Source organism: Streptomyces katrae, from assembly GCF_002028425.1.
GTDB classification, from domain to species: domain Bacteria; phylum Actinomycetota; class Actinomycetes; order Streptomycetales; family Streptomycetaceae; genus Streptomyces; species Streptomyces katrae_A.
In genome coordinates this window covers 3,901,312-3,918,607 of record NZ_CP020042.1, presented here as the reverse complement: position 1 = coordinate 3,918,607, position 17,296 = coordinate 3,901,312, and the positions used below count along the sequence as shown (strand labels likewise).

At 69.5% G+C, this 17,296-nt stretch carries 17 protein-coding genes; 8 read left to right on the top strand and 9 right to left on the bottom strand.

Going from position 1 to position 17,296, the window contains the following annotated elements:
- Window positions 1-4: 4 nt before the first annotated feature.
- A complete protein-coding gene (gene trxB / locus B4U46_RS17820; protein ID WP_079428626.1) occupies window positions 5-964 on the top strand; it encodes a thioredoxin-disulfide reductase in 960 nt (319 codons plus the stop codon).
- Window positions 965-1,014: 50 nt separating this feature from the next.
- Window positions 1,015-1,356 carry a thioredoxin gene (gene trxA / locus B4U46_RS17815; protein WP_079428624.1) on the top strand — a complete coding sequence of 114 codons (342 nt, stop codon included), beginning with the start codon at window positions 1,015-1,017 and terminating at the stop codon, window positions 1,354-1,356.
- Between the two features lie 72 nt (window positions 1,357-1,428).
- Here the strand turns inward: trxA and B4U46_RS17810 are convergent, their stop codons facing one another.
- The 9 genes from B4U46_RS17810 to rpmH form a co-directional block, all read right to left on the bottom strand.
- The gene (locus B4U46_RS17810; RefSeq protein ID WP_079428622.1) at window positions 1,429-2,052 is read right to left on the bottom strand and encodes a GNAT family N-acetyltransferase; all 624 of its coding nucleotides are present in this window, start codon (window positions 2,050-2,052) and stop codon (window positions 1,429-1,431) included.
- An 87-nt stretch (window positions 2,053-2,139) separates the two neighbouring features.
- Window positions 2,140-3,219, bottom strand: coding sequence for a ParB/RepB/Spo0J family partition protein (locus B4U46_RS17805; RefSeq protein WP_079428620.1), 1,080 nt, complete (start codon window positions 3,217-3,219; stop codon window positions 2,140-2,142).
- Entirely contained in the window at window positions 3,216-4,331 is a 1,116-nt protein-coding gene (locus tag B4U46_RS17800) for a ParA family protein (protein ID WP_079428618.1), read from the bottom strand. The genes B4U46_RS17805 and B4U46_RS17800 overlap by 4 nt, the downstream gene beginning before the upstream one ends.
- 255 nt (window positions 4,332-4,586) lie before the next feature.
- Complete coding sequence (gene rsmG / locus B4U46_RS17795) at window positions 4,587-5,303, bottom strand: 16S rRNA (guanine(527)-N(7))-methyltransferase RsmG (RefSeq protein ID WP_079428616.1); 717 nt, start codon at window positions 5,301-5,303, stop codon at window positions 4,587-4,589.
- Between the two features lie 117 nt (window positions 5,304-5,420).
- Window positions 5,421-5,933, bottom strand: a complete 513-nt coding sequence (locus B4U46_RS17790; RefSeq protein ID WP_079428614.1) for a protein jag — start codon at window positions 5,931-5,933, stop codon at window positions 5,421-5,423.
- Window positions 5,934-5,947: 14 nt separating this feature from the next.
- Entirely contained in the window at window positions 5,948-7,054 is a 1,107-nt protein-coding gene (yidC, locus tag B4U46_RS17785; protein WP_079428612.1) for a membrane protein insertase YidC, read from the bottom strand.
- A gap of 3 nt (window positions 7,055-7,057) precedes the next feature.
- A complete protein-coding gene (yidD, locus tag B4U46_RS17780) occupies window positions 7,058-7,339 on the bottom strand; it encodes a membrane protein insertion efficiency factor YidD (protein ID WP_079428610.1) in 282 nt (93 codons plus the stop codon).
- Complete coding sequence (rnpA, locus tag B4U46_RS17775; protein ID WP_079428608.1) at window positions 7,336-7,710, bottom strand: ribonuclease P protein component; 375 nt, start codon at window positions 7,708-7,710, stop codon at window positions 7,336-7,338. Before rnpA ends, yidD begins: the two co-directional genes overlap by 4 nt.
- A gap of 21 nt (window positions 7,711-7,731) precedes the next feature.
- Complete coding sequence (gene rpmH / locus B4U46_RS17770) at window positions 7,732-7,869, bottom strand: 50S ribosomal protein L34 (protein WP_018547628.1); 138 nt, start codon at window positions 7,867-7,869, stop codon at window positions 7,732-7,734.
- A gap of 327 nt (window positions 7,870-8,196) precedes the next feature.
- Here rpmH and dnaA point away from each other — a divergent pair, with 327 nt between their 5' ends.
- The 6 genes from dnaA (at window position 8,197) to gyrB (ending at window position 17,261) form a co-directional block, all read left to right on the top strand.
- Window positions 8,197-10,008 carry a chromosomal replication initiator protein DnaA gene (gene dnaA / locus B4U46_RS17765; RefSeq protein ID WP_398898676.1) on the top strand — a complete coding sequence of 604 codons (1,812 nt, stop codon included), beginning with the start codon at window positions 8,197-8,199 and terminating at the stop codon, window positions 10,006-10,008.
- Window positions 10,009-10,871: 863 nt separating this feature from the next.
- Window positions 10,872-12,002, top strand: coding sequence for a DNA polymerase III subunit beta (gene dnaN, locus B4U46_RS17755; protein ID WP_079428605.1), 1,131 nt, complete (start codon window positions 10,872-10,874; stop codon window positions 12,000-12,002).
- 197 nt (window positions 12,003-12,199) lie between these two features.
- Window positions 12,200-13,075: a phosphogluconate dehydrogenase (NAD(+)-dependent, decarboxylating) gene (gene gnd, locus B4U46_RS17750; protein ID WP_079428603.1), complete on the top strand. Its 876-nt coding sequence runs from the start codon at window positions 12,200-12,202 to the stop codon at window positions 13,073-13,075.
- A 56-nt stretch (window positions 13,076-13,131) separates the two neighbouring features.
- Window positions 13,132-14,268, top strand: coding sequence for a DNA replication/repair protein RecF (recF, locus tag B4U46_RS17745; protein ID WP_079428602.1), 1,137 nt, complete (start codon window positions 13,132-13,134; stop codon window positions 14,266-14,268).
- On the top strand, window positions 14,265-14,792 hold the full coding sequence (locus tag B4U46_RS17740; protein ID WP_079428600.1) for a DUF721 domain-containing protein: 528 nt from the start codon (window positions 14,265-14,267) through the stop codon (window positions 14,790-14,792). Before recF ends, B4U46_RS17740 begins: the two co-directional genes overlap by 4 nt.
- A gap of 447 nt (window positions 14,793-15,239) precedes the next feature.
- A complete protein-coding gene (gyrB, locus tag B4U46_RS17735; RefSeq protein WP_079428598.1) occupies window positions 15,240-17,261 on the top strand; it encodes a DNA topoisomerase (ATP-hydrolyzing) subunit B in 2,022 nt (673 codons plus the stop codon).
- Window positions 17,262-17,296: the final 35 nt, after the last annotated feature.

The following is a 17,296-nucleotide window of genomic DNA, read 5'->3' as shown; positions in this document are numbered from 1 at the left end:
ACCCGTGAGCGACGTACGAAACGTGATCATCATCGGCTCCGGGCCGGCCGGTTACACGGCCGCCCTGTACACCGCACGCGCTTCGCTCAACCCGCTGGTCTTCGAGGGTGCCGTCACCGCCGGCGGCGCGCTGATGAACACCACCGAGGTCGAGAACTTCCCGGGCTTCCGGGAGGGCATCATGGGTCCGGACCTCATGGACAACATGCGCGCGCAGGCCGAGCGCTTCGGCGCGGAGCTGGTCCCGGACGACATCGTCTCCGTGGACCTCACCGGTGAGATCAAGACCGTCACCGACACCGCCGGCACGGTCCACCGCGCCAAGGCCGTCATCGTCACCACCGGCTCCCAGCACCGCAAGCTCGGCCTGCCCAACGAGGACGCCCTCTCCGGACGCGGCGTCTCCTGGTGCGCGACCTGTGACGGGTTCTTCTTCAAGGACCAGGACATCGCCGTCGTCGGCGGCGGCGACACCGCGATGGAGGAGGCGACCTTCCTCTCCCGGTTCGCCAAGTCCGTCACGATCATCCACCGCCGTGACACCCTGCGCGCCTCCAAGGCCATGCAGGACCGCGCCTTCGCCGACCCGAAGATCAGCTTCGCCTGGGACAGCGAGGTGGCCGGCATCCACGGCGAGCAGAAGCTTTCCGGCCTGACGCTGCGCAACACCAAGACCGGTGAGACCTCCGAGCTGCCCGTGACCGGCCTGTTCATCGCCGTCGGCCACGACCCGCGCACCGAACTGTTCACCGGTCAGCTCGACCTGGACGACGAGGGCTACCTCAGGGTCGACGCGCCCTCCACGCGCACCAACCTCCCCGGTGTCTTCGGCGCGGGCGACGTCGTGGACCACACCTACCGTCAGGCGATCACCGCCGCCGGCACCGGCTGCTCCGCCGCCCTGGACGCGGAGCGCTTCCTCGCCGCCCTCTCGGACGCCGAGCCCGCCGCCGCGACCGTCTGATCCCGCTCCACCCCCCTACACCCCACCCCGCAGGAAAGAAGGAGGCCGCTGTGGCCGGCACCCTCAAGAACGTGACTGACGCCGACTTCGACTCCGAGGTCCTTCGCAGCGACAAGCCCGTGCTCGTGGACTTCTGGGCCGCCTGGTGCGGTCCGTGCCGCCAGATCGCCCCGTCGCTGGAGGCGATCGCGGCCGAGTACGGCGACCAGATCGAGATCGTCAAGCTCAACATCGACGAGAACCCCGCCACGGCTGCCAAGTACGGCGTCATGTCCATCCCGACGCTGAACGTCTACCAGGGCGGCGAGGTCGCCAAGACGATCGTGGGTGCCAAGCCGAAGGCCGCCATCCTGCGTGACCTGGACGGCTTCATCGAGGTCAAGACCGCCTGACGCACTCGATGTTTCACGTGAAACGGGGCCGCCCCCTCAAGGGGCGGCCCCGTTTCGCACGCCCGGCGCCCGTCACAGCGGACGCAGCGCCGGTTCCTTGCGGGCCCTCGCGCCGCTCAGCAGCCGGTCCAGGGCCAGTTCCACGTCTTCCTTCCACGACAGCGTGGTGCGCAGCTCCAGCCGCAGCCTCGGGTGAGCCGGATGGGGGCGTACGGTCTTGAAGCCCACGGACAGCAGGTGGTCGGCCGGCAGCAGACAGGCGGGCCGCTCCCAGCGGGCGTCGCCGAAGGCCTCGATCGCCTTGAACCCCCGCCGCAGCAGGTCTTTGGCGACCGTCTGCACCATGACCCGCCCCAGCCCCTGCCCCTGATAGCCCGGCATGATCCAGGCGGTGATCAGCTGCACCGCGTCCGGGGAGACCGGGCTCGTCGGGAAGGAAGCGGCGCGCGGTACGTAGGCGGGCGGCGCGTAGAGGACGAATCCCACCGGAACCTCGTCCACATAGACCACGCGGCCACAGGATCCCCAGTCCAGGAGGACCGCCGAGATCCAGGCTTCCTTCTCCAGCTCCGCGGTGCCCGCTTTCACCGCGGCCTCGCCGGTGACGGGATCGAGCTCCCAGAACACACAGCTCCGGCAACGCCTGGGCAGGTCCTGGAGGTTGTCCAGCGTGAGCGGTACGAGCCGACGACCCATAACGGCATCGTAACCACTGCCCCCTGCTTCTTCGAGGGTGGACATCTCGAGAAACAGGGGGCAGTGGGGAAAACAGGAGGGGAAGGACTACTCCCCGGAGAGGCCCTGCTCCAGTACCCGGCCCTCGCCCGGCGCCAGGGTTCCCAGGATCCGCTCCAGGTCCTCCATCGACGCGAACTCGACGGTGATCTTGCCCTTCTTCTGGCCCAGATCCACCTTCACCCGGGTCTCGAAGCGGTCCGACAGGCGCGTCGCCAGCTCGCTGAGCGCCGGCGACACCCTGCCACCGGCCCGCGGGCCCTTGGGCTTCGCGGTGCTCGACGGCTCGGAGCCCATCAGCTGGATGATCTCCTCGACCGAGCGCACCGACAGGCCCTCGGCCACGATCCGCTGGGCGAGACGGAGCTGCTCCTCGGCGTCCTCCACACCCAGCAGGGCCCGGGCGTGACCCGCCAGCAGCACGCCGGCGGCCACCTTCTTCTGCACCTCCGGAGTCAGCCTCAGCAGTCGCAGGGTGTTCGTGACCTGTGGACGCGAGCGCCCGATCCGGTCCGCCAGCTGGTCGTGGGTGCAGTTGAACTCACGGAGGAGCTGGTCGTACGCGGCCGCCTCCTCCAGCGGGTTCAGCTGCGCCCGGTGCAGGTTCTCCAGGAGGGCGTCGAGAAGGAGCTTCTCGTCGTCGGTCGCCCGGATGATCGCGGGGATGGACTCCAGCCCCGCCTCGCGGCAGGCGCGCCAGCGCCGCTCACCCATGATCAGCTCATAGCGCCCCGGGACAGCTGCCTCCCGGACGACCACCGGCTGGAGCAGACCCACTGTCTGGATCGAGGCGACCAGCTCCGCGAGGGCATCCTCGTCGAACACCTCGCGCGGCTGGCGCGGGTTGGGCGAGATCGCTTCCAGCGGAAGCTCTGCGAAGGTCGCCCCCTCCACCACAGCGGTGCCCGCCTGCGGAGCCACCGTCTCCACCGGAGGCAATGTTTCACGTGAAACATCGGCCTGCGACAGCGCGGCGAGCTTCGCCGCTGCGATGCCCCGCTCCGACGTCAGTACCGGCACCGCCGACGGGGACGTGGAGCCGGCACCCATCACCGGCGTCTTCTCCTGGGGAGCGGCCGGGATCAGCGCGCCGAGCCCCCGCCCCAGACCCCTACGTCGCTCACTCACTGGATCCCCTCCGCCATGCTCTGCGTGCTGTTCATGCCCGCGCCCGTGTGGACGTTCTGGGCGTCGTAATGGATTCCGGCTCCCCGGAGCGCGATCTCACGCGCCGCCTCCATGTAGGAGAGGGCCCCGCTGGAACCCGGGTCGTACGTGAGGACCGTCTGCCCGTAGCTCGGGGCCTCCGAGATGCGCACCGACCTCGGGATGCTGGTGCGCAGCACTTCCTTGCCGAAGTGGGTGCGCACCTCGTCCGCCACCTGCGAGGCCAGCCGGGTCCTGCCGTCGTACATCGTCAGCAGGATCGTGGACACGTGCAGGGTCGGGTTCAGGTGGGCGCGCACCAGCTCGACGTTGCGCAGGAGCTGACCCAGCCCCTCCAGCGCGTAGTACTCGCACTGGATCGGGATCAGCACCTCCGCGCCCGCCACGAGGGCGTTCACGGTCAGCAGGCCCAGGGAGGGTGGGCAGTCGATCAGGATGTAGTCGAGCGGCTGCTCGTACGCCTGGATCGCGCGCTGGAGCCGGCTCTCGCGGGCCACCAGGGAGACCAGCTCGATCTCCGCACCGGCGAGGTCGATGGTGGCCGGGGCACAGAAGAGGCCTTCCACGTCCACCACCGGCTGGACGACCTCCAGCAGGGGCCGGCTGTCGACGAGCACGTCGTAGATGGAGGGCACGTCCGCGTGGTGGTCGATGCCGAGCGCCGTGGAGGCGTTGCCCTGCGGGTCGAGGTCGATCACCAGGACCCGCGCGCCGTGCTGCGCCAGGGAGGCGGCCAGGTTCACGGTCGTCGTGGTCTTGCCGACGCCGCCCTTCTGGTTGGCCACCACCATGATCCGGGTCTCCGCCGGCCGGGGCAGGGGGATACCGGTACGGCCGACGGCCTCCACCGCCTGGTGGACGGCTCGGCCGATCGGGGTGTCCTCGTCGTTGTCCACGAGGGGCGAGGGCGTCTCCGCGCCGGCGGCTGCCGGGGGTGCGCCCAGGGAAACGTCGCCTGGCGGTTCAGAGCGGGGACCGGGGACCGGATCGGCCATCGGCCCCGCGAGGTTGGCGTCGGACCGCACGGTGTCACTCTCCTCGGCAGCGGGCTCGCGATGAACAGAGCCTGCCATGCCACCCGGGTCGCGAACCAGCGGGGCCCGTGCTCCTGTGGATGAATCCACCGTTGTGGACAACTCCGTCACCCCCCGGTCCTGGCGGGGACGGGGGGCCGCAGCAGCCCGGCCGCGGCTGATGATTCCGTGCAGCAGAGAGCGACGTTTCACGTGAAACACGATGCCGGGACGGAGTCTTCAGCCCGCTACGACACTCCGAAATCCATACCTATAGGGCGCAACCCGCCCCGGATCGCCTCCACGGCAGGGGCGTCAGCGGCGCCGGCGGGTCCGCCCCACCCGGGCGGCCTTGGCCCGCTTGGCCGCGAAGCGCACCCCGCCGGGGCTCTCCCCGACCTCCACCCGGACCACCGTGGACAGGGGGTCGACCACGCCCTCGCCGACCTGGAGCACTGAGGTCTTCACCACACCGAGCTTGCTGAGCGCGGTCTTCGCCGCGATCAGCTCCTCCTCGGCCGTGTCGCCCTTGAGCGCCAGCATCTCGCCGTAGGGACGCAGCAGCGGCACGCCCCAGCCCGCCAGCCGGTCCAGCGGGGCGACCGCCCGTGCCGTGACCACGTGGACCGGCTGGACCTTGCCCAGCACTTCCTCGGCCCGGCCGCGCACCACCGTGACGTGGTCCAGCCCCAGCAGCTCGACGGCTTCCTGGAGGAAGGTCGTGCGGCGAAGCAGCGGTTCCAGCAGGGTGATCTTCAGGTCCCGCCGGACCAGGGCGAGCGGGATACCAGGCAGACCGGCCCCGGATCCCACGTCGCACACGGTGACGCCGGCGGGCACCACCTCGGAGAGCACCGCGCAGTTCAGCAGGTGCCGTTCCCACAACCGGGGTACCTCACGAGGGCCGATGAGGCCTCGTTTGACACCCGCGTCCGCGAGCAGCTCCGCATACCGCACAGCTTCCGGGAAAAATTCACCGAACACCGCGCGCGCCTCTTCAGGCGCCGGGGGAAGCTCCGCTGCCTCCGTCACGGGGACCGTCCTTCCGTACAGAACCGCTCACGCCAAAACCGTGGACGTTCAACTGCCAGGCTTACAAACATCGGCCCCGCCTGCGACACAGGCGGGGCCGACTCACAGCATTCCGGATCAGGCCGGAAGCACAACGACGAAGCGCTGCGGCTCCTCGCCCTCGGACTCGCTCTTGAGGCCCGCGGCCGCCACGGCGTCGTGGACGACCTTGCGCTCGAACGGGGTCATCGGGGCCAGCTTCAGCGGCTCGCCCGAGGCCTTCACGTCCGCGGCGGCCTTGGCGCCCAGGGCCGCCAGCTCCGCGCGCTTCTTCGCCCGGAAGCCCGCGATGTCCAGCATCAGCCGGCTGCGGTCCCCGGTCTCCCGGTGCACCGCGAGGCGGGTCAGCTCCTGGAGGGCCTCCAGGACCTCACCGTCACGGCCCACGAGCTTCTGCAGGTCGCGGCCGCCCGAGTCGCTGACGATCGACACCGAGGCGCGGTCGGCCTCGACGTCCATGTCGATGTCGCCGTCCAGGTCTGCGATGTCCAGCAGACCCTCAAGGTAGTCGGCCGCGATCTCGCCCTCCTGCTCGAGGCGGGTGAGGGTGTCGCCACTCTCAGCGGCGGCGGTGGTGGTGCCTTCCGTCACGGGAGGGACTCCTTCTACTTCTTCGAGGGCTTGCTGGGGGGCGTCTGGCGCTTCGACTTCGGCTGCCGCTTGGGCTGCTGCCGCTTCGTCGCGACACCGCCGCTCGCCGCGTCGGCGTCAGCGGTGGCCTCGGAGCTCCTGATCACGGAACCGTCGGCCTGGGCGGCCATGCCCTGCTTCGACAGCGCGGTGATGAACTTACGCTCGTTGTCGTTGCGGTCCGGCCCCTTGGCCACGATGGCCGCGACGATCTTCTTCTTGCCCCGGCCCTTGACGTTCCCGTGGGTGGAGACGTGCTTCAGGAGACGGGTCAGGTACTGGTCCTGCGCCTTGCTGCCCGGCGTCGGGTTCTGGTTGATCACGTACATCTGCTGGCCCATGGTCCACACGTTGGTGGTCAGCCAGTAGACGAGGACGCCGACGGGGAAGTTGATGCCCATGAAGGCGAAGATCAGCGGGAAGATGTACATCAGCATCTTCTGCTGCTGCATGAACGGCGTCTTGACCGAGAGGTCGACATTCTTCTGCATCAGCTGACGCTGGGTGTAGAACTGCGACAGCGACATCAGGACGATCATGACGGCGGTCACGATGCGCACGTCGGTGATCGAGGCGTTCAGGCCCGCGACCTTCTCGCTGCTGTCCATGAACTTGGCGGCCAGCGGGGCGCCGAAGATGTGGGCCTGGCGGGCGCTCTCCAGCAGCGACTGGTTGATCACGCCGATGGTCTTGCCGTTGGCGATGGCCGCGAGCACGTGGTAGAGCGCGAAGAAGAACGGGGACTGCGCCAGGATGGGAAGGCACGAGGAGAGCGGGTTGGTGCCCGTCTCCTTGTACAGCTTCATCATCTCTTCGGACTGACGCTGCTTGTCGTTCTTGTAGCGCTCCTGGATCGCCTTCATCTTCGGCTGGAGCGCCTGCATGCCGCGCGTGGCCTTGATCTGCTTGACGAAGAGCGGGATCAGGCAGATACGGATCAGGACCACCAGGGACACGATGGACAGGCCCCAGGCCCATCCACTGTCCGCGCCGAAGATCGCCCCGTACAGCTTGTGGAACTGGACGATGACCCACGACACGGGTGTGGTGATAAAGCTGAACAGACTGGCAATCGTGTCCACTAATCAGGCTCCTTGAGCATTGCGAGATCTACGCAACGCACTGCGCAGCTGCTCGTGCCAACGCGGGCGTTTACGGGGTGGGACGTAGTCGACACCACCCGGGGACCACGGGTTGCACCGCAGGATCCGCCAGGCGGTCAGAACCGTCCCCTTCACCGCACCATGCCGGTCGATGGCCGTGAACCCGTAGCGCGAGCACGACGGGTAATAGCGGCACACCGGCCCGAGCAGCGGACTGATCGTCCACTGGTACAGCTTGATCAAAGCGAGCAGCGGGTACTTCATCGAGCCACGCCTCCCAGCAGCCGCCCGAGGGCGGCGTCCAGGTCGCGGGCCAGCTCGTCGACGCCGGCGTCAGCCGCTCCGGGCAGGGCCCGCACCACCACCAGGCTACCGGCGGGAAGCCGGCCCAGCCGGTCGCGGACGAGGTGCCGCAGGCGGCGCTTCACCCGGTTCCGGACGACCGCGACGCCGACGGCCTTGCTGACGACGAAACCCGCACGCGGCGAGGGAAGAGTCTCCCCCGGCTCGTGCGGGTCCGTGGCACCGCTGGTACGTAGGTGGACGACGAGGAGCGGGCGACCGGCCCGGCGCCCTCGGCGCACCGCGCTCGCGAAGTCCTCGCGCCGCCTCAGCCGATTTTCGGGAGACAGCACGACGTCACGACCTGCGCGTTGTTACGCGGAGAGGGCGGCGCGGCCCTTGCTGCGGCGGTTCGCCAGGATGGCGCGACCGGCGCGGGTACGCATACGCAGGCGGAAGCCGTGCGTCTTGGCACGACGGCGGTTGTTCGGCTGGAAGGTGCGCTTGCTCACTCGGGGGCTCCAGAAAATGAATCGTTGTGGCGGTACATCGCCTGGCTGTCACCGTGCGCCCACGAGGAACTTCGCGTGTTCGCCCGAGTGGACACCGCTAAATGATCACAATTAGTGATCTTCGCCCATCGGTAGGCAGGCGGCAGCAGCCATCGACAACTCGACCTCGCTACGGTACGCGGGGCTACGCCATCCGGTCAAACCGAGCGTCCCTGCCCCACACTGTGCACAGGCTGTGGACAACGACTTGAACCGCACCCACCGGCCTGACTACCGTTGCCTGATCCCTGATTTTTTGTCCCGACCGTCCCAAAGAACCACACATTCGTGGGACGAGGGACCTGTGAGAGAGCGTGCTCTGTGGCTGACGTACCTGCCGATCTTGCCGCAGTGTGGCCACGCGTGCTCGAGAAGCTGCTCGGGGAGGGTCAGCAGGGGATCGAGCCGAAGGACAAGCAGTGGGTGGAACGCTGCCAGCCACTGGCCCTCGTCGCCGACACCGCCCTGCTCGCCGTCCCCAACGAATGGGGCAAGCGGGTCCTCGAGGGGCGCCTCGCCCCGCTGATCAGTGACGCCCTCAGCCGCGAGTGCGGCCGGCCGATCCGGATCGCCATCACCGTGGACGACTCCGCGGGCGAGCCCGCGCCCCCCTCCCCGCCCGCCTCCCCCTCCCGCGAGGCCTACGAGCCGTACGGCGGTCCGCGCCCCGGCGCCGGCCCCGGCGAGGAGCAGCTGCCCACCGCCCGCCCCGCGTACCCGGAGTACCAGCAGCCGCGCCCCGAGCCCGGCGCCTGGCCGCGCGGCGGCCAGGACGACTACGGCTGGCAGCAGCAGCGCTTCCCCGAGCGCGACCCCTACGCCTCCCCGCAGCCCGGCTACCTCCAGCAGCCGGAGTCCGGCGGCTACGAGCAGGGCGGCTACGAGCAGCCGAAGTACGAGCAGTCCTCCTACGAACAGCAGAAGTACGAGCCCCAGCAGTACGAGCAGCAGTCCTACGACCAGCCCTCGTACGAGCCGTCCCCCGCACGTCCGGCCCCCGGCCGGCCGACGCCCGCGCCGCCTCCGTCGGCCCCCTCCGGCGGCTCCACGTCGGGACCGCTGGAGCCGACCGCACGGCTGAACCCCAAGTACCTCTTCGACACCTTCGTCATCGGTGCCTCCAACCGCTTCGCGCACGCCGCGGCGGTGGCCGTGGCCGAGGCACCGGCGAAGGCGTACAACCCGCTCTTCATCTACGGGGAGTCGGGTCTCGGCAAGACGCACCTGCTGCACGCCATCGGGCACTACGCGCGGAGCCTCTACCCCGGCACCCGGGTGCGGTACGTGAGCTCGGAGGAGTTCACCAACGAGTTCATCAACTCCATCCGCGACGGCAAGGGCGACGCGTTCCGCAAGCGCTACCGCGAGATGGACATCCTCCTCGTCGACGACATCCAGTTCCTGGCGAGCAAGGAGTCGACGCAGGAGGAGTTCTTCCACACCTTCAACACGCTCCACAACGCCAACAAGCAGATCGTCCTCTCCTCGGACCGGCCGCCCAAGCAGCTCGTCACCCTGGAGGACCGGCTCCGCAACCGCTTCGAGTGGGGCCTGATCACCGACGTCCAGCCGCCCGAGCTGGAGACCCGGATCGCGATCCTGCGCAAGAAGGCCGTCCAGGAGCAGCTCAACGCCCCGCCGGAGGTACTGGAGTTCATCGCCTCGCGGATCTCGCGCAACATCCGCGAGCTGGAGGGGGCGCTGATCCGGGTCACCGCGTTCGCGAGCCTCAACCGGCAGCCGGTGGACCTGGGCCTGACCGAGGACGTCCTCAAGAACCTGATCCCGGGCGGCGAGGACAGCGCTCCCGAGATCACCGCCGCCGACATCATGGCGGCCACCGCGGACTACTTCGGGCTGACCGTGGACGACCTGTGCGGATCCTCGCGCAGCCGGGTCCTGGTGACGGCGCGGCAGATCGCCATGTACCTGTGCCGGGAGCTGACGGACCTGTCCCTGCCGAAGATCGGGGCCCAGTTCGGCGGCCGCGACCACACCACCGTCATGCACGCGGACCGCAAGATCCGCGCCCTGATGGCGGAACGCCGCTCCATCTACAACCAGGTCACGGAGCTCACCAACCGCATCAAGAACGGCTGAGGACGGCCCCCGGCCGGCGCGTCAGGGGCCTCTCGACCCCCTCCAGAGGGCGCTTCCGGATCCAACCGGGGGCGCCCTTCGTCGTTCGTGCGCCCCAGCTCTGTTCGAATACGCCCCCGGGAGCGGCAGTTGTCCACAGATTCCCCGACTTTCTTCCGTCCACAGCCTGAGGACAGTGATCCTCACCCACAATCTGTCCACAGGAGTGCAGGTTGAGGCCTCATCAGCCCAGGTCAGGCGGCTGTGGAATTGTGCGCAAGCATCATCCACAGGCTGTGGACAGAAAAATCATCCACAAGCTCGTCCACGCCTCTGTCCACCGCCGACTCACAGGTTGGCGCATCCTGTGCACAGGTTCCCGACGGTTCTCCACACGGCTGTCCACTGTTCGGCAACCGGCCCCCTCCGGTCACCGTCAAGAGTGAAAGCCGTCACACGGATGTCGACGTTTGGGCTGTGGACTTCTGGGGAAAAACTGGGGACACACCTGTGGAGTAGTGGGGGTCCCCTGGGGACGACCTGTGCAGAACTTTGCTTTCTCCACAGAGACACCGTGTTGTCCACCGGTGCCACCCACAGGGTGTGGGGATAAAAAACCCGGGCTGACCTGCGCCAACGGGCTTTTCCACCGTTTCCACAGGCCCTACTACTACCCCCATAGACAGTTAGCGCGGATTCGGTTTTCAAGCAGGTCCTGTGCACAACTCGTCGGACGGCCGCCCCGACGCCTCGCTCCCGACTTGACCGCCAGCCGCAACGACTGTCGGCGCCGTACGTCAGACTGGTCCCCGGCATCGGTCGAGGCATCGACGACCGACGACGAAGGCCGGCAGACGAGCGAGCAACAGCAGGAGGCGGTTCCGGTGAAGATCCGGGTGGAGCGCGACGTACTCGCGGAGGCGGTGGCCTGGGCCGCACGCAGCCTCCCGGCCCGGCCGCCGGTGCCCGTGCTCGCGGGCCTGCTGCTGAAGGCCGAGGACGGCACCCTGTCCCTCTCCGGCTTCGACTACGAGGTCTCGGCCCGCGTCTCCGTCGAGGCGGACGTGGAAGAGGACGGCACGGTCCTCGTCTCCGGCCGGCTCCTCGCCGACATCTGCCGCGCCCTCCCCAACCGCCCGGTGGAGATTTCCACAGACGGTGTACGGGCGACCGTGGTCTGCGGCTCCTCTCGGTTCACACTCCACACCCTGCCTGTGGAGGAGTACCCGGCCCTGCCGCAGATGCCCACCGCCACCGGCACCGTCCCCGGTGAGGTCTTCGCCTCCGCCGCCGCCCAGGTGGCCATCGCCGCCGGCCGTGACGACACGCTGCCCGTGCTGACCGGTGTCCGCATCGAGATCGAGGGCGACCGCGTCACCCTGGCCTCCACCGACCGCTACCGCTTCGCGGTCCGCGAGTTCCTGTGGAAGCCGGAGAACCCGGACGCCTCGGCCGTGGCCCTGGTGCCCGCCAAGACCCTCCTCGACACTGCCAAGTCCCTGACCAGCGGTGACACCGTCACCCTGGCGCTCTCCAGCTCCGGCCAGGGCGAGGGCCTCATCGGCTTCGAGGGCGCGGGCCGCCGCACCACCACCCGCCTGCTCGAGGGCGACCTGCCGAAGTACCGCACGCTCTTCCCGACGGAGTTCAACTCGGTCGCCGTGATCGAGACCGCCCCGTTCGTGGAGGCGGTCAAGCGCGTGGCCCTGGTCGCCGAGCGCAACACCCCGGTCCGCCTCAGCTTCGAGCAGGGCGTCCTCATCCTGGAGGCCGGGTCCAGCGACGATGCACAGGCTGTGGAGCGCGTCGACGCGACGCTGGAGGGCGACGACATCTCGATCGCCTTCAACCCGACCTTCCTGCTCGACGGCCTGAGCGCGATCGACTCGCCGGCCGCCCAGCTCAGCTTCACCACCTCGACCAAGCCCGCCCTGCTCAGCGGCCGTCCCGCGGTCGACGCCGAGGCGGACGAGGCCTACAAGTACCTGATCATGCCGGTCCGCCTCTCCGGCTGACCCCCGTCCCGCACGCCGGCACCGGGCCCGGGGTCCCGCAGCAGCGGGGGCCGGGCCCGGCGCCGTGCGGAGCGGCCTCCCGCCACGCCCCGGCGTAGGCTCGGACCCGGCGGGCGACCCAGGAGAAAACGGCCGGAAACCACCGGCCCCCGGGGAGCCCCGATACAGACGGCCCCAACGCTTAAGGAACCCACCTGATGGAGCTCGGTCTCGTCGGTCTCGGCAAGATGGGCGGCAACATGCGCGAGCGCATCCGCCGCGCAGGCCACACCGTCATCGGATACGACCGCAACCCGGACCTCGCCGATGTCCACAGCCTGCGGGAGCTTGTGGACAGCCTCCAGGCCCCCCGCGTGGTGTGGGTGATGGTCCCGGCAGGCGCCGCGACGCAGTCCACCGTGGACGAGCTGGCGGAGCTGCTCTCCCCCGGCGACATCGTGGTCGACGGCGGCAACTCCCGCTGGACGGACGACGAGAAGCACGCCAAGGAGCTCGAGGCCAAGGGCATCGGCTTCGTCGACTGCGGCGTCTCCGGCGGCGTCTGGGGCCTGGAGAACGGCTACGCGCTGATGTACGGCGGCGACGAGAAGCACGTCGCCGCGGTCCAGCCGGTCTTCGACGCCCTCAAGCCCGAGGGTGACTTCGGCGCCGTGCACGCGGGCAAGGTCGGCGCCGGCCACTTCGCGAAGATGGTCCACAACGGCATCGAGTACGCCATGATGCAGGCCTACGCCGAGGGCTGGGAGCTGCTGGAGAAGGTGGACTCGGTCACCGACGTCCGCGAGGTGTTCCGGTCCTGGCAGCAGGGCACGGTCATCCGCTCCTGGCTGCTGGACCTGGCCGTCAACGCGCTGGACGAGGACGAGCACCTCGACCAGCTCAGGGGCTTCGCCCAGGACTCGGGCGAGGGCCGCTGGACCGTCGAGGCGGCGATCGACAACGCGGTGCCGCTCCCGGCGATCACCGCCTCGCTCTTCGCCCGTTTCGCGTCCCGCCAGGACGACTCGCCGCAGATGAAGATGATCGCGGCGCTGCGCAACCAGTTCGGCGGCCACGCGGTCGAGAAGAAGTAACCGCACCACAGCACCACAGAGCACAGCAGCAGGAAGCCGGGGGAGGTCGGCGCCATATGCACGTCTCGCATCTCTCGTTGGCCGACTTCCGCTCGTACGCCCGGGCCGAGGTCCCCCTCGCCCCGGGCGTCACGGCTTTTGTGGGCCCCAACGGCCAGGGCAAGACCAACCTGGTCGAGGCCATCGGCTACCTGGCCACCCTGGGCAGCCACCGGGTCTCCTCGGACGCCCCGCTCGTGCGCATGGGCGCGGACCGGGCCGTCGTGCGGGCCGCCGTCACCCAGGGCGAGCGCCGGCAGCTGGTCGAGCTGGAGCTCAACCCGGGCCGCGCCAACCGGGCCCGTATCAACCGGTCCTCGCAGGTCAGGCCCCGGGACGTGCTGGGGATCGTACGGACCGTGCTGTTCGCCCCCGAGGACCTGGCCCTGGTCAAGGGCGACCCCGGGGAGCGGCGCCGGTTCCTCGACGAGCTGGTCACCGCCCGCTCCCCGCGCATGGCGGCGGTCCGCTCCGACTACGAGCGGGTGCTCAAGCAGCGCAACACCCTGCTGAAGTCGGCGGCGATGGCCCGCCGGCACGGCGGCCGCTCCATGGACCTGTCCACCCTCGACGTGTGGGACCAGCACCTCGCCCGCGCGGGCGCCGAGCTGCTGGCCCACCGGCTGGACCTGATCGCGACCCTGCTGCCGCTGGCCGACAAGGCCTACGAGCAGCTCGCGCCCGGCGGCGGCCCGCTCGGGCTGGCCTACAAGGCCTCCACGGGGGAGGCGGCCGACGGCGGGGAGGCCCGTACCCGCGAGGCGCTGTACGAGGTGCTGCTGGCGGGCCTGTCCGAGGTGCGCAAGCAGGAGATCGAACGCGGGGTCACGCTGGTCGGGCCGCACCGCGACGACGTGCTCCTGCGCCTCGGCGACCTCCCGGCCAAGGGGTACGCCAGCCACGGCGAGTCCTGGTCGTACGCGCTGGCGCTGCGGCTGGCCTCGTACGAGCTGCTGCGCTCGGAGGGGAACGAACCGGTGCTGATCCTGGACGACGTCTTCGCGGAGCTCGACGCCCGCCGCCGCGAGCGGCTCGCGGAACTGGTGGCTCCGGGCGAGCAGGTCCTGGTGACGGCGGCGGTGGACGACGACGTGCCGGACGTGCTGACGGGGACGCGTTACGCGGTGTCCGGCGGTGAGGTGACCCGGCTGTGAACGACGGCGAGCAGCAGAAGCGGAAGGCTCCCGAGCCCTCGGGAGTGGACCTGGCCCGCCAGGCCCTGGCCGCCGCGCGCGAGCAGGCCCGGGCCCGTGGCAACGCGGTCGGCGGGAAGAAGCGCCAGCAGCAGCCGGGCCTGCGCTCCGGCGCGCGCGCCGACGGCCGGGACCCGATGCCGCTGATGGCGGCCCTGGACCGGCTGCGCACCGAACGCGGCTGGGAGATGCCGATCGCGGTCGCCGGGGTGATGGAGCGGTGGGCCGACATCGTCGGACCGGAGATCGCCGCGCACTGCGAACCGGAACGGTACGAGGACCGCGAGCTGCTGGTCCGCTGCGATTCCTCCGCCTGGGCCGCCCAGCTGAAGCTGCTCGCGCCGCAGCTGGTGGCGCGGCTGAACGCGGACCTGGGGCAGGGGACCGTGCGGCTGATCAAGGTGCAGGGGCCCGGCGGGCGGCCGAAGCGGTACGGCCCCTTGAGGGCGCCGGGGAGCTCGGGCCCCGGGGACACCTGGGGATAGGGCCCCGCTGCGGGTGCGGGCCCGGCCGCGCCGCATCCGGGGCTCCGCCCGGACCCTCCCCCGAGCCACCGCTGCGGACGCCCCCGCCCCGGACGCGGGCGAGGCCCGGGCCGGGCCGGCGGCGGAAACATCCGGCCAGTGCCGGACGGTCTGCGCAGGGCTGGGGTTCCCGTGGCGAATGCGGCGTCCCTCACGGTAGCCACGGGTTGACAGGCCGAAGCGCTGGACGCCCGTGTGAGCCTCTTTGAGCCCCTCCCCGGATATGGGGAGTCGGACAGAGGAGGTTCAGGGCGGCACATGCGGACTCAGGCACCGGCAAACCCCCACTCATGTCAGTGGTACCGGTAGACTGGAGACAATCCCGCCCGATCGCGGGATCACGCAGACAACGCAGATCGACGCGGCCGCTCCCGCCGGCGCACTTGCTGGTCCGGAGTACGGGCTGCGCTGTGCCAGAAAGGGCGCTTCGTGGCCGATTCCGGCGACTCCAACGAGAAGAATTACGACGCCAGTGCGATCCAGGTCCTCGAGGGCCTGGACGCGGTCCGCAAGCGGCCGGGTATGTACATCGGCTCGACGGGTGAGCGTGGTCTGCACCACCTCGTCTACGAGGTCGTCGACAACTCGGTCGACGAAGCGCTGGCCGGGCACGCGGACACCATCGACGTGACGATCCTCGCCGACGGCGGGGTGCGCGTGGTCGACAACGGCCGCGGCATCCCGGTCGGCATCGTCCCGTCCGAGGGGAAGCCGGCCGTCGAGGTCGTCCTGACCGTCCTGCACGCGGGCGGCAAGTTCGGCGGAGGCGGCTACGCCGTCTCCGGCGGTCTGCACGGCGTCGGCGTCTCCGTCGTGAACGCCCTGTCGACCAAGGTCGCCGTCGAGGTGAAGACGGACGGGTACCGCTGGACCCAGGACTACAAGCTGGGCGTGCCCACGGCCCCGCTGGCCAAGAACGAGGAGACCGACGAGACCGGTACGTCGGTGACGTTCTGGGCCGACGGCGACATCTTCGAGACCACCGAGTACTCCTTCGAGACGCTGTCGCGGCGCTTCCAGGAGATGGCCTTCCTCAACAAGGGCCTGACCCTGACGCTGACCGACGAGCGCGAGTCGGCGAAGGCCACGGCGGGCGCGGACGACCCGGACGCGGACACGGCCGAGCCGCAGGCCCGCACGGTGAAGTACTACTACGAGGGCGGCATCGTCGACTTCGTGAAGTACCTCAACTCGCGCAAGGGCGAGCTGATCCACCCCACCGTCATCGACGTCGAGGCCGAGGACAAGGAGCGCATGCTCTCGGTCGAGATCGCGATGCAGTGGAACTCGCAGTACACCGAGGGCGTCTACTCCTTCGCGAACACGATCCACACGCACGAGGGCGGCACCCACGAAGAGGGCTTCCGCGCGGCGCTGACCGGCCTGGTCAACCGCTACGCGCGGGACAAGAAGCTGCTCCGCGAGAAGGACGACAACCTCGCCGGCGAGGACATCCGCGAGGGTCTGACGGCGATCATCTCGGTCAAGCTGGGCGAGCCCCAGTTCGAGGGCCAGACGAAGACCAAGCTGGGCAACACGGAGGCCAAGACCTTCGTGCAGAAGGTCGTCCACGAGCACCTCAACGACTGGTTCGACCGCAACCCGGTCGAGGCCGCGGACATCGTCCGCAAGGCGATCCAGGCCGCCACGGCCCGCGTCGCGGCCCGCAAGGCCCGTGACCTGACCCGCCGCAAGGGCCTGCTGGAGAGCGCCTCGCTGCCCGGCAAGCTGTCGGACTGCCAGTCGAACGACCCGACCAAGTGCGAGATCTTCATCGTCGAGGGTGACTCCGCCGGCGGCTCCGCGAAGTCCGGCCGCAACCCGATGTACCAGGCCATCCTGCCCATCCGCGGCAAGATCCTGAACGTCGAGAAGGCGCGCATCGACAAGATCCTCCAGAACACCGAGGTCCAGGCGCTGATCAGCGCCTTCGGCACCGGCGTGCACGAGGACTTCGACATCGAGAAGCTCCGCTATCACAAGATCATCCTGATGGCGGACGCCGACGTCGACGGCCAGCACATCAACACCCTGCTGCTGACCTTCCTCTTCCGCTTCATGCGTCCGCTGGTCGAGGCCGGGCACGTCTACCTGTCCCGCCCGCCGCTGTACAAGATCAAGTGGGGCCGCGACGACTTCGAGTACGCGTACTCGGACCGCGAGCGCGACGCCCTGGTCGAGCTCGGCAAGCAGAACGGCAAGCGGATCAAGGAAGACTCGATCCAGCGCTTCAAGGGTCTGGGCGAGATGAACGCCGAGGAGCTGCGCGTCACCACGATGGACGTGGACCACCGCGTGCTCGGCCAGGTCACGCTGGACGACGCGGCGCAGGCCGACGACCTGTTCTCGGTGCTGATGGGTGAGGACGTCGAGGCGCGGCGTTCCTTCATCCAGCGCAACGCCAAGGACGTCCGCTTCCTCGACATCTGAGTCGGCCTCCGCTGACCGCCCGAAAGGACTTCTGA

Bases quoted from the DNA above. Each gene is read 5' to 3' on its own strand.
- yidD (WP_079428610.1), bottom strand. From the start codon at position 7,339: ATGAAGTACCCGCTGCTCGCTTTGATCAAGCTGTACCAGTGGACGATC.
- gnd (WP_079428603.1), top strand. From the start codon at position 12,200: ATGGAGCTCGGTCTCGTCGGTCTCGGCAAGATGGGCGGCAACATGCGC.
- B4U46_RS17810 (WP_079428622.1), bottom strand. From the start codon at position 2,052: ATGGGTCGTCGGCTCGTACCGCTCACGCTGGACAACCTCCAGGACCTG.
- recF (WP_079428602.1), top strand. From the start codon at position 13,132: ATGCACGTCTCGCATCTCTCGTTGGCCGACTTCCGCTCGTACGCCCGG.
- B4U46_RS17800 (WP_079428618.1), bottom strand. From the start codon at position 4,331: ATGGCAGGCTCTGTTCATCGCGAGCCCGCTGCCGAGGAGAGTGACACC.